This window comes from Roseobacter sp. S87, assembly GCF_055693285.1.
Genome location: NZ_JBVFTR010000004.1, coordinates 2,810,989 through 2,823,674 on the forward strand (window position 1 = coordinate 2,810,989; position 12,686 = coordinate 2,823,674).

Consider the following 12,686-nt stretch of genomic DNA (forward strand, 5'->3'; position numbering starts at 1 on the left):
TGCCACACGTATACTGCCCAGAGGTAGAACACGAATGGCTGATCCGATTTTCTCTCTTAAAGATGCGGCTTTGTCGCTGGATGGCAATGCGGGACGCGTTGATATCCTGCATGGCATCAGCCTGACCGTTCAAAAAGGCGAGAGCGTCGGGCTTGTCGGGCCGTCGGGCTCGGGCAAGTCCTCGCTGCTGATGCTCATGGGCGGGCTGGAGCGTGCCACCGGCGGCAGCGTCGAAGCGCTTGGTCACGATCTGACCAACATGTCCGAAGACGCCCTGGCGCGGTTCAGGCGCAGCCACATGGGTGTGGTCTTCCAGTCTTTTCACCTGATCCCGACGATGACCGCTCTGGAGAATGTCGCCACCCCGCTGGAGCTTGCGGGCGATCGCGACGCCTTTGAGAAGGCTGCCGCCGAACTGGAACACGTGGGCCTCGGCCACCGGGCTGACCATTACCCCGGCCAGATGTCCGGCGGCGAACAGCAGCGCGTCGCACTTGCGCGGGCGGCAGCCCCCGGCCGGCGATCCTGCTGGCGGACGAACCGACGGGCAATCTGGATGGTGCCAACGGGACCGCAATCATCGATATGCTTTTCGGGCTGCGCGACCGGCATGGCGCGACCCCGGTGCTGGTGACCCATGCCCGTGATCTTGCCGAACGCTGCGACCGGGTGATCCGTCTCGCGGATGGCCGGATCGCGCAGATGGATCAGGCAGCCGAATGAGCCTTGCGCAGGCAACCAGATTTGCGCGCCGGGAGCTGCGCGGCGGCCTGAAAGGGTTCCGCATCCTGCTGGCCTGTCTGGCGCTTGGCGTTGCAGCCATCGCCGCCGTGGGCACTGTCCGCGCCAGCATCGAAGCGGGCCTCGCGCGTGAGGGAGCGGCGTTGCTGGGGGGCGATGCCGAGCTTGATTTCACCTACCGTTTCGCCAACGATGCCGAACGCGCCTGGATGGCAGAGGTTGCCACAGAGGTATCCGAAATCGCAGATTTCCGCTCCATGGCCGTGGTCGGCGAGGAACGGGGCCTCACGCAGATCAAGGCGGTGGATGACGCATATCCGCTGGTAGGCAGCGTGGAATTGTCACCTGATATCCCCCTTGATCAGGCGATCGGCCTGCAGAACAATCTGCCCGGTGCTGTGATGGAGCGGGTGCTGGCGGACCGCCTGGGTCTGGAAACCGGTGATACCTTTGCACTTGGGACGCAGGATTTTGTGCTCACCGCGCTCCTCGAACGCGAACCCGACAGTGCGGCGGGCGGTTTCGCTCTGGGCCCCCGCACCATTGTCCGGACGGAAAGCCTGGCCAACTCCGCTCTGCTGGCACCGGGCACGCTCTTTTCCACAAAATACCGGATGACCCTGCCGCCGGGTGCCGGTCTGGAAGCCCTTGAAGCCGACGCGCGCGCACAATTCGAAGACAGCGGAATGCGCTGGACCGATGCCCGCAATGGCGCGCCGGGCGTATCCGAATTCGTGGACAGGCTGGGGGCTTTTCTGATCCTCGTCGGGCTGTCCGGCCTCGCCGTGGGTGGTGTCGGCGTCAGTTCGGCTGTGCGGGCCTATCTTGCGGGCAAAACGACCGTCATTGCCACGCTGCGGACGCTGGGGGCGGAACGGCGTCTGATTTTCATGACCTATTTCATCCAGATTGGTGTCCTGTCGCTGCTGGGTGTGCTGATCGGTTTGGCGCTCGGTGCGCTGGCACCAATTGTGCTGGCGCCGCTGATCGAGGCGCGGCTGCCAATCCCTGCCTCCTTTGCAATATACCCCGGACCGCTGGCTGAGGCCGCAGTCTATGGGCTGCTGACGGCATTCCTGTTCACCCTGTGGCCTCTCGCCCGGACAGATGACGTCCGCGCGGCGACACTTTTCCGTGACGCTCTGGCCGGGGGCAGACTGTTGCCCGCGCCACGCTATCTGGCAGTCACCGCTCTTGCGCTGGCAGCGCTGCTTGGCTGCGCGGGGATTTTTTCCGGCACCTGGTGGCTGACGCTCTGGACCGCGGGTGGGATCGCCGGCGCGCTGGTGCTGCTGGTGGGTGCCGCGGTTCTCATCCGCATCATATCGCGCCGCTGCAGCAGGTTCAGCCGCGGCCGCCCCGTCCTCCGCTGGGCGCTGGCCGCGATCAGCAGCCCGCGCGAGGGTGCAACCCCGGTGGTGCTGTCTCTGGGCCTGGGCCTGTCAGTCCTGGCCGCCGTCGGACAGATCGACGGCAACCTGCGCAACGCCATCACCGGCAACCTGCCGGACGTCGCACCCAGCTATTTCTTTGTCGACATCCAGAAGGACCAGATGGACGGCTACAGTCAGCGCCTGGCAGACGACCCGGCCGTGGCGCGCGTGCAATCCGCACCGATGCTGCGCGGGATCATCACCCGGATCAACGACCGGCCCGCCGCCGAAGTTGCGGGCGATCACTGGGTGCTGCAGGGCGACCGCGGCGTGACTTACTCAGGCCCCATGCCAGAGGGCACACGCCTGACGGAAGGAACCTGGTGGGACTCGGAATACTCCGGTCCACCGCTGATCAGTTTTGCTGCCGAGGAAGCTGCCGAGATGGGGCTCAACATCGGCGACACGCTGACGGTGAATATTCTGGGGCGCGACATCACCGGCACAATTGCCAGCTTCCGCGAGGTGGATTTCTCGACCGCCGGCATCGGTTTTATCCTTTCCATGAACCCATCTGCGCTGGCCGGCGCACCGCACAGTTTCATCTCGACAGTTTACGCCGAAGAAGAGGCAGAAGCCCGTATTCTGAGGGACCTTGCCTCCGCCTACCCCAACATTACCGCGATCCGCGTACGTGACGCCATCGACCGCGTGGCGGATGTTCTGTCCGGTCTCGCGGCGGCGACGTCCTATGGTGCTGCAGCCACCCTGCTGACGGGTTTTCTGGTGCTGATCGGCGCGGCCGCCGCGGGCACCCAAGCGCGTATATTCGAGGCCGCCGTCCTGCGTACGCTTGGCGCAGACCGGCGCCGCATTCTGAGCAGCTTCGCACTGCGTTCCGCAATCCTCGGTCTGGCCGCCGGTCTCGTGGCACTCGCCGCAGGAATTGCAGGTGGCTGGGCTGTCAGCCACTTTATCCTCGATACAGACTATTCGGTCATCTGGTCCTCGGCCCTGATGATCGTCGCCGGTGGCATTGTGGCCACGCTGGTCGCGGGCATGGCCTTTGCCTATGGGCCTTTGCGGGCACGGCCGGCACAGGTTCTGCGCGCCAGAGAGTAAGTCTTAGTGCCTCCGGCGGGGATATTTGACGCCAGAAGAAACACTTCATTAACCACAAACCCCTACCCTGAAAGGGCGGTACAGGCGGGGACGCCGATGACCGTGCCAGGAGAAGCGCCGCTTTTCTGACGGGGTTGCGTGTAAAAGGCGCGCCCCGTTTCTTCTGGCGGAAATATCCCGGGGGAGACCCGTAGGGTCGGGGGCAGCGCCCCTATTCCGCAGCTTCCGCGTATTCCTCCATTGGCGGGCATGTGCACACCAGGTGCCTGTCGCCATAGACGTTATCCACACGGTTCACAGGCGGCCAGTATTTGTCCACACGGAAGGCACCCGGCGGGAAACACCCCTGATCACGCGAATAGGGGCGATGCCAGTCGCTCACGAGGTCCTCAACGGTATGCGGCGCATTCCTGAGCGGGTTGTTTACCGCATCCATCCGGCCTGCCTCAATCTCGGCAATCTCGGCACGGATCGCAAGCATCGCATCGCAGAACCGGTCCAGTTCTGCACGCGTCTCACTTTCGGTAGGCTCCACCATCAGCGTGCCGGCAACAGGCCAGCTCATCGTCGGGGCATGAAACCCGCAATCGATCAGCCGCTTGGCGATATCTTCCACTGTCACGCCCGCGCTCTGCTCAAAGGGCCGCACATCGATGATGCATTCATGCGCCACACGACCGGTCGGGCCCTTGTAGAGCACGTCAAACGCCCCTTCGAGACGTTTAGCGATGTAGTTGGCGTTCAGAATGGCCACCCGCGTGGCCTGTGTCAGTCCCTCGCCCCCCATCATCAGGCAATAGGCCCAGCTGATGGGCAACAGTGAGGGCGATCCATAGGGTGCGGCCGACACCGGTCCTTCTGTGCCACCCGTCTCATCATGTCCCGGCAGATGCGGCACCAGATGTTCCTTCACCCCGATCGGACCCATGCCGGGCCCGCCACCGCCATGCGGAATACAGAAGGTCTTGTGCAGGTTCAGGTGGCTTACATCACCGCCCAGATCTCCAGGCCGGGACAACCCCACCATCGCGTTCATATTGGCCCCGTCGATATAGACCTGACCGCCGTGCTCATGGGTGATCCGCGTGACATCCGTCACCGTCTCTTCGAAAACGCCGTGGGTGGACGGATAGGTGATCATACACCCTGCAAGGTTTTCGCTGTGCATTTCTGCCTTTTCGCGGAAATCCTCCAGATCAATATCGCCGTTTTCCGCAGATTTCACCGGCACCACCTTCCAACCCACCATCTGCGCAGAAGCGGGGTTGGTGCCATGCGCGCTCATCGGAATAAGGCAGATGTTACGGTGTCCCTGCCCGTTGCTGCGGTGATACGCGGCAATGGTCAGCAGCCCGGCGTATTCGCCCTGCGCCCCCGAATTGGGCTGCATGGAAATCGCGTCATAACCGGTGATATCACAGAGCTTGGCGCTCAGATCCGCGATCAGCTCCGCATAGCCCTCGGCCTGATCCGCCGGTGCAAAAGGGTGCAGCAGCGAAAACTCGCGCCAGCTGACAGGCATCATTTCAGCCGCTGAGTTCAGCTTCATCGTACAGGACCCCAGCGGGATCATCGCCCGGTCAAGCGCCAGATCCCTGTCCGCCAGCCGCCGCATATAACGCATCATCTCGGTCTCAGCTCGGTTCATATGAAAAATCGGATGGGTCAGGTAATCCGACGTGCGCAGCATCTCTTCGGGGAAACGATAATCGGGCCGGAACTCACAGTCCTTTTTCACGATCCCGAACGCGCGCCAGACCGCCTCAATTGTGTCCGGACGGCACCGCTCGTGCATGCTGATGCCCACGCGCGTTTCGCCCACACGCCGCAGATTGATCCCCTCATCCACCGCGGATTTCATGACTGCTGCCTGCAGCGGTCCGACATCCACCGTGATCGTGTCGAAAAATGCCTGCGGATCGACCCGGAACCCGGCCTCCTCCAGCCCCCGCGCCAGCCGCACCGTTTTGCGGTGAATACGCTGCGCGATGGCCTTCAGCCCGTCGGGCCCGTGGAACACCGCGTACATCGATGCCATCACCGCCAGCAGCGCCTGCGCCGTGCAGACGTTAGAGGTGGCCTTTTCGCGGCGGATGTGCTGCTCGCGCGTCTGCAGCGACAGACGGTAGGCCCGGTGCCCGTGGCTGTCCACCGAAACCCCCACAATCCGGCCGGGCATCGCCCGTTTGATCGCATCCCGGCAGGCCATGTAAGCCGCATGCGGCCCGCCATAGCCCTCCGGCACGCCAAACCGCTGGGTCGACCCTACCGCGATATCAGCACCCATCGCCCCCGGCTCTTTCAGCAGCGTGAGCGCCAGCGGGTCGGCCGACACAATTCCGATCGCCTTGTGTTCGTGAAGGGCTGCCATCAGGTCAGTAAAATCATGCACATGCCCATAGGTGCCAGGGTACTGGAAGATCGCGCCGAACACCTCAGACGCATCCATTTTGGCCGGGTTACCAACAATCACCTCAATGCCCAGCGGGGCAGCACGCGTCTTCATCACGGCAATGTTCTGCGGGTGGCAGTCACGGTCGACGAAAAACGCCTTTGCTTTCGATTTCGCCGTGCGCATCGCCATGGTCATCGCCTCGGCACAGGCCGTCGCCTCATCCAGCAAAGAGGCATTGGCAATATCCAGCCCGGTCAGATCCGTGATCATCGTCTGGAAATTCAGCAGCGCCTCAAGACGGCCCTGACTGATCTCGGGCTGATAGGGCGTATAGGCGGTGTACCACGCCGGGTTCTCCAGAATGTTGCGCTGGATCGCCGGCGGCGTGACCGTGCCGTGATACCCCTGACCGATCAGCGATGTCAGCACCCGGTTTTTGCCCGCCGTGCGCCGCATGTGCTCCAGCACTTCACGCTCCGACTTGGGCTTACCAAAATCCAGCGGTTCCTTCTGACGGATCGCAGCCGGCACAGTATCATCGATCAGCGCCTCCAGACTGTCAGCGCCCACAGTTTCCAGCATACCGGCCATCTCATCAGGCGAGGGCCCGATATGGCGCCGGTTGGCAAAATCATAGGGAAGGTATTCTGTCGGCTTATACACCATGGCTCACAATCCTCTCGCGCACGTCCGTTTCTTCTGGCCTGAAATATCCCCGCCGGAGGCTCCCCGGCGGGCAAAACAGCCTATTCGATGAATTTTTTGTAAGCCGCCTCGTCCATGAAATCGTCCATCTGCGACGGGTCGCTTACTTTCATTTTGAAGAACCAGGCCTCGCCCTGCGGATCCTCGTTCACTTTGCCCGGGTTGTCCGTCAGCGCCTCGTTCACTTCAGTAATCTCGCCGTCTACGGGGGCCAGAATATCACTCGCAGCCTTGACGGATTCGATCACCACAACCTCGTCGTCCTTGCTCACGGTGGTGCCTTCCTCGGGCAGCTCGACAAACACAACGTCGCCCAGCTGTTCAGCCGCGTGGATCGTGATCCCCACCACCATCTCATCACCTTCTGCGCGCAGCCACTCGTGCTCTTCTGTGAATTTCATATCGTCTTCTCCTGTCGGTTATCTTTTGAAATTTGCCGCCACAAAAGGCAGATCAACGGTCTGAACGGGCAGCCGTTTGCCCCGCACCTCTCCCCAGAGACCGGTGCCTGGGGCCGCAAGATCGCTGCGGACATACCCCATCGCAACAGGGCCACCCACGGTCGGGCCGAACCCCCCGATGTGATCCGGCCAACAACCTGTCCGCCCTCTGCCGCATCAAATATCTCTACGCCGTCACGCATAGGCGCCCGGCCCTCGGGGCGCAGTCCGACGCGGGACATGTCCGTGCCCGCGCCCAGCCGCGCCAGCACCATGTTGGCGCCGGGAAAGCCACCGGCGCGCGCACCACCTGCGCGGCGTGCTTTCTGGATGGCCCAGCGCAGCCCCGCTGAAACCGGGTCCGTCTGGCTGTCAATGTCATTGCCATAAAGACACAGGCCCGCCTCCAGACGCAGACTGTCCCGGGCCCCCAGCCCGATCGGCATAACGCCTTCCTGATCCAGCAACAGCCGCACCAGCGCCTCTGCCTCACCAGCCGCAACTGAAATCTCGAACCCGTCCTCGCCGGTATAGCCTGACCGCGACGCCCAGACGGGAAGTCCGCCCAGCGACAGATCCGCTACATCCATGAAACGCATGTCTGAAGCTGCCGCATCAAGGACCGCCATCACATCACCGGCCCCCGGTCCCTGCAGCGCCACCAGCGCCCGGTCCTCCAGAACCTCCAGCGTGATGTCCCCGCCGAGGCTCTCCCGCATATGGGCAATGTCGGCATCCTTGCAGGCGGCGTTGACCACCACATAGAGGTCGTCGCCACGCCGCGCGAACATCAGATCATCGCGGATGCCGCCTGCGTCATTGGTCAAAAATCCATACCGCTGGCGCCCGTCACCCAGACCCAGCACATCCATTGGCACCAGCGCCTCAAAGGCAAGTGCCACCGCCTCCCAGGACGGCCCGGACAGAATGACCTGCCCCATATGGCTCACATCAAAAAGCCCCGCCTGCGTCCGGGTATGCTGATGCTCACCCATCACGCCCATCGGATACTGCACCGGCATCTCATATCCGGCAAAAGGCACCATCTTTGCGCCAAGTTCGACATGCAGCGCATGGAGCGGTGTTCTGGCCAGTTCGCCCATCAGGCGTCTCCCCGTTTCCGGCCGGTCAGGTTTTTGAAACACACCGGCATTCCCGGCACAGCCCGCTGCTGTGCGCTGAATGCCCCCTCTGTCACACGGCCTGAGATCGTTATCCCTTCGGCGGGTGCCTGGCGCACCACTCTCCAGAGTTTTGTATCCACACGGTCCCTTTGGCCTGAGAGTTTCCGGGGCGGTTGCTCCTTCGGCACCGGGTCGGACCCGGTTCTCCCATGCAGATGTCGCCAACGTATGCCGGTGTATACGCTGCGGTCAAGCGCTCTTGTGATCACGACTTCTAAATGGTTCAGTGCGCCCGACCCGGGAAGAGAGAGACCAATGAGCGACCCCTATTTCTTTGGCTACGGCAGCCTCGTGAACACGAAAACACACAGCTACCCCAATGCGGTTCCCGCGCGGCTGAACGGCTGGCGCCGGGCCTGGGTGGCCACGCCGCGATTCGGTGTTGTGCTGCTCACAGGGGTGCCCGCACCGGGTCACAGCATCGACGGGCTGATCGCTGCGGTCCCCGGTTCGGACTGGGCGGCACTCGACGCCCGCGAGGCGGGCTACAACCGCCTGGGCGGCGGTCACAGCATTGACCATGAGCACCATGCCGATCCGGAAATCGCGGTCTATGCAGTTGAGAAAGAAAACATACTGCAGAGCGACAACCACATGATTTTGCTCAGCTATCTGGATGTGGTCGTACAGGGGTTCGACGAAGTTTACGGCGAAGAGGGCGTGGCCCGTTTCTTTGCCACTACAGACAACTGGCACACACCCATTGTGAATGACCGCGCCTCGCCGGTCTATCCGCGTGCGCAGGTTCTGACAGACCGGCAGACAGCGCTGGTGGACGATCACCTCGGCGCGCTATCGGCGCAGGTGAAGCAGCGACATGAGACGACCCTGTCTTCCGAATTCTGACCGCTGTCTGCTGGCAGCCGCAACGTCGGCCTGATCCACACGCATCAGCCGTGCCGCCATGACCCAGGCCAGCACGCCAAAGATCACACCCGCCAGCGCCTGGCCGATCAGCACACCCGCAGCGCCCATGCTGGCCGATCCCAGCCACACCAGTGGCACCATCCCCACTGTATTGCGCCCCCAGTTCAGGAAGGTCGACCAGAAGGGGTGACCGAGGTTGTTAAAGCCTGCGTTGGCGACAAACAGAACGCCGTTGAAAAAGAACAGCAGCGACAGCGGCCCGCAGAACAGATAGACAAGGTCGCGCGTGATGCCCGTGGCTGAAAAGAGGTCGGCAATCGGCGCGCGCAGCATGAAAAGCAGCGCGGATACTCCTACAACCACGATGGCCGTGAACTGAACCGCCGCGCGGAACCCGGCCCGCACACGCTCAAAATCCCTTGCGCCAAAATTCTGGCCCAGGATCGGCCCAACGGCCCCTGACAATGCAAAGATTACCGCAAAGGCCAGCATGCTGAGCCGCCCGGTGATCGCCATACCCGCAACCGCGGCCTCGCCGTAAACAGCCATGGCGCGGGTCACGATCGCCTGCCCCACGGGCGTTGCCAGCTGGGTCAGAATGGCCGGTACACCGATGGCTGCAAAAGGCACCATATCGCGCAGCAGCGGACCCGGGCGCGGCACGCCGATCCCGCCATAATGGCGCATCACCGGCACCATGGCCGCCCATGCCATGACCACACGCGACGCGACAGATGCCAGCGCCGCACCGGTCAGATCAAGCCCGAAGCCGAATATCAGGATGGGGTCCAGCACCGCATTTGCGACGCCACCCCAGATCGTCGCCATCATCGAGCGGCGCGCATCCCCATGCGCCCGCAGGATCGTGCCTGCCATGATCCCGATGACCAGCAGTGGCAGGCTGGGCACAATGATCTGCAGATAACCCACCGCCAGGTCCGCAATCTCGCCCTCTGCCCCCAGCAGGTTCACCAGAGACTCCAGCCGCAGCCAGATCGGCACGGCAAACAGCACGCTCAGTGCAGTGCCCGCCACCAGCGTGTTGGTGCGCCGCTGCTCGGCCAGGGCTGCATCCCCCTGCCCCAGCGCCCGCGCCACCAGAGCGCCCGCCGCAATCGACAGACCGATCCCAAAGGAGGTCGTGAAAAAGAGGATTGTGGCCGCATAACCCACCGCCGCCGCCAGCTCCGCCTTGCCCAGCATGGCGATGAAAACCATGTCGATGAAATCGACCGCGAAAATGGCCAGCAGCCCCAGCGAGGCTGTCAGCGACATCACGGTCACATGCCCGAAAAGGTTGCCGGTCAGAAATTTTGCCTGCGTATCCGCCATGCTGCAGCCTCAGCGCAGCGGCACCTCCGGGTCAACCCCGTGCTTTGACAACCTGCAGCAGCGGCATCAGCGCGGACATGTCCGGACCATGCGCCTGACCGGTCAGCGCCTTGCGCAGCGGCATGAAGAGCCCGCGCCCCTTGCGGCCGGTGGCCTCCTTTACGGCGGATGTCCAATCCCCCCAGGTCTCCCTGTCAAACGGGCCTTCGGGCAGCAGCGCCATCGCCTCTGTCACGAAATCCGCATCTTCGGCATCGATCACCGGGTCCGCGCCATCGCGCATCATGCGCCACCAGCCCGCCAGATCACCGAGCGTGGTGATGTTTTCACGCGTCACAGCCCAGAACTGTTCCGCCATGTCATCGGGCACACCCGCGTCACGCACCGCACCGGCCACATCTGCCAGCGGCAGGCCGCCCAGATACCGCGCGGTCAGCGGGAAGAGGTCGTTCACGTCGAATTTCGTCGGCGCCGAGCCAAAGCGCCCGATATCAAACCCATCGATCAGACCGGACATTTCGGTCTGCAGCTCGACCGGGTCACTGGAACCCAGCCGCGCCATCAGGCTCAGCAGGGCCGCAGGCTGTACACCCTGGTCGCGCAGATCGCGCAGTGCCAGCGTGCCCAGCCGTTTGCTCAGCGCCTCGCCCTGCGGCCCCGTCAGCAGCGAGTGGTGCGCAAAGGCCGGCACCGACCCACCCAGGGCCTCAATGATCTGGATTTGGGTCGCGGTGTTGGTCACGTGATCCGAGCCGCGCACCACATTCGTCACACCCATCTCCGTGTCATCCACAACGCTGGCCAGCGTATAAAGGATCTGACCGTCGCCGCGGATCAGGACAGGATCAGACACAGATGCGGCATCAATCGAGATGTCGCCCAGGATACCGTCGTTCCACTCGATACGCTCCTGATCCAGTTTGAACCGCCAGACACCGTCGCCACGTTCTGCGCGCAGCGCGTCTTTCTCCGCATCAGACAGCGCCAGGGCCGCCCGGTCATAGACCGGTGGTTTGCCCATGTTCAGCTGCTTTTTGCGCTTGAGGTCCAGCTCGGTCGGCGTCTCAAACGCCTCGTAAAAACGTCCCATCCCGCGCAGCTGATCCGCCGCCTCATGGTAACGGTCCAGCCGTTCCGACTGGCGCTCTGTCCGGTCCCAGTGCAGGCCCAGCCATTCCAGATCACGTTTGATCCCATCGACGTATTCCTCTTTCGACCGCTCAGGGTCGGTGTCGTCGATCCGCAGGATGAACGTGCCGCCCGCCTTGCGCGCAATGAGGTAATTCATCAGAGCCGTACGCAGGTTGCCGATATGGATATAGCCGGTGGGCGACGGGGCAAAACGGGTGGTTGTCATGGTGGTCTCCTGTTGGCGCGGTGTTGTCACAGGGGGGCCGGTTTGTCCAGCGCATGCGCCGGTGCCGGCAACCGCCCGCGCGCGCAATTGTGATGCGGCGGCACCGATGGTGAACTGGTCCGGCCACATCAGCGCGCTACTTTGGCGTGTGAAATGATAACAGGGAGATTCCTCATGACCCAGTCACCGAAATTTTCACGGCGCGCAGCGCTGGCAGGGGCCGCCGCCCTGCCGCTGGCCGCTGCCACCGCCGGGGCCGCGCGCGCCGCCGCCCCGATCATGGGCGCCAGCATGGCTCCATTCCAGCGCCTGAAAGTTGGCTCGTTTGATGTAACGACACTGCTGGCCGGGTCCCGCGCCGTCGAAGGGCCCCAGAACATCTTTGGCATGAACGTCGATGCCGACACGTTCAACGCGGTTTCCGCTGAAAACAACCTGCCGATTGACGCTGCTCAGTTTTTCTTCACCCCGACGGTCGTGAACAACGGATCGGAACTGGTACTCTTTGACACCGGTCTTTCGGGTGCCGGCACCACTGCCGCGCTCGAAGCGGCCGGATATACCGCGGATCAGGTCGATGTGGTGGTCATAACCCACATGCACGGCGACCACATCGGCGGCATGACGCTCGAAGACGGCAGCCTGACCTACCCGAACGCCCGTTACGTTACGGGCCGCGCGGAATATGACGCCTGGGCCAAACAGGACAACGACAACTTCAAAGCCAAAATACAGCCGTTTGCCGAGCAGTTCTCCTTTATCGAGGACGGTGCATCCGTGGGCGCGGGTCTGACCTCGGTCGCAGCTTTCGGTCACACACCCGGGCATATGAACTTCATGGTCGAGGACGGTGGCACACAGCTGTTCCTCGGGGCCGATTTCGCGAACCACTATGTCTGGTCGCTGGGCTATCCCGACTGGGAGGTCAAGTTCGATATGGACAAGGCCGCCGCAGCCGCCACGCGTCGCCGTCTGCTGGGCATGCTGGCCGCCGACAAGATCGCCTTTGTGGGCTATCACATGCCCTGGCCGGGCGTGGGCTATGTGGAAACCCGCGATGACGGTTTCCGCTATGTCCCGCACAGCTACCAGCTGATGCTTTGATCCATCGCGGCGTGCCCCCCGGGGTGCGCCGCTCGGGCACCTGTCCCGCCCGACAGTCCACTGTCG

Annotated in this window: 7 protein-coding genes, 2 pseudogenes and 1 riboswitch; of the genes and pseudogenes, 4 read left to right on the plus strand and 5 right to left on the minus strand. The window is 63.1% G+C overall.

Annotated features, from left to right (window positions below):
• The first annotated feature begins 34 nt into the window (after positions 1–34).
• Both ACZ1HA_RS14785 and ACZ1HA_RS14790 read left to right on the plus strand, forming a co-directional pair.
• Positions 35–723: pseudogene (locus ACZ1HA_RS14785) on the plus strand (ABC transporter ATP-binding protein).
• Positions 720–3,236 carry an ABC transporter permease gene (locus ACZ1HA_RS14790; RefSeq protein WP_472714418.1) on the plus strand — a complete coding sequence of 839 codons (2,517 nt, stop codon included), beginning with the start codon at positions 720–722 and terminating at the stop codon, positions 3,234–3,236. The pseudogene ACZ1HA_RS14785 and the gene ACZ1HA_RS14790 overlap by 4 nt, the downstream one beginning before the upstream one ends.
• Before the next feature lie 211 nt (positions 3,237–3,447).
• Here ACZ1HA_RS14790 and gcvP read toward each other — a convergent pair whose 3' ends face one another.
• The 3 genes and pseudogenes from gcvP to gcvT all read right to left on the minus strand — a co-directional run bounded on the left by gcvP (position 3,448) and on the right by gcvT (position 7,879).
• Positions 3,448–6,297, minus strand: a complete 2,850-nt coding sequence (gene gcvP / locus ACZ1HA_RS14795) for an aminomethyl-transferring glycine dehydrogenase (protein WP_472714419.1) — start codon at positions 6,295–6,297, stop codon at positions 3,448–3,450.
• Positions 6,298–6,377: 80 nt separating this feature from the next.
• Positions 6,378–6,737, minus strand: coding sequence for a glycine cleavage system protein GcvH (gene gcvH / locus ACZ1HA_RS14800; RefSeq protein WP_375229849.1), 360 nt, complete (start codon positions 6,735–6,737; stop codon positions 6,378–6,380).
• An 18-nt stretch (positions 6,738–6,755) separates the two neighbouring features.
• Positions 6,756–7,879, minus strand: a pseudogene (gene gcvT, locus ACZ1HA_RS14805) (glycine cleavage system aminomethyltransferase GcvT).
• Positions 7,880–8,031: 152 nt separating this feature from the next.
• A riboswitch (glycine riboswitch) is annotated at positions 8,032–8,120 on the minus strand.
• A gap of 95 nt (positions 8,121–8,215) precedes the next feature.
• Between gcvT and ACZ1HA_RS14810 the strand changes: the two are divergent.
• Positions 8,216–8,806, plus strand: a complete 591-nt coding sequence (locus tag ACZ1HA_RS14810) for a gamma-glutamylcyclotransferase family protein (RefSeq protein WP_375229848.1) — start codon at positions 8,216–8,218, stop codon at positions 8,804–8,806.
• Here ACZ1HA_RS14810 and ACZ1HA_RS14815 read toward each other — a convergent pair.
• Positions 8,753–10,159, minus strand: a complete 1,407-nt coding sequence (locus tag ACZ1HA_RS14815; RefSeq protein ID WP_472714420.1) for an MATE family efflux transporter — start codon at positions 10,157–10,159, stop codon at positions 8,753–8,755. The genes ACZ1HA_RS14810 and ACZ1HA_RS14815 overlap by 54 nt on opposite strands.
• Positions 10,160–10,190: 31 nt before the next feature.
• On the minus strand, positions 10,191–11,516 hold the full coding sequence (gltX, locus tag ACZ1HA_RS14820) for a glutamate--tRNA ligase (RefSeq protein ID WP_472714421.1): 1,326 nt from the start codon (positions 11,514–11,516) through the stop codon (positions 10,191–10,193).
• Positions 11,517–11,690: 174 nt separating this feature from the next.
• On the opposite strand from gltX, the gene ACZ1HA_RS14825 reads away from it, so the two are divergent.
• Positions 11,691–12,620 carry an MBL fold metallo-hydrolase gene (locus tag ACZ1HA_RS14825; protein ID WP_472714422.1) on the plus strand — a complete coding sequence of 310 codons (930 nt, stop codon included), beginning with the start codon at positions 11,691–11,693 and terminating at the stop codon, positions 12,618–12,620.
• The last annotated feature ends 66 nt before the right edge of the window (positions 12,621–12,686 follow it).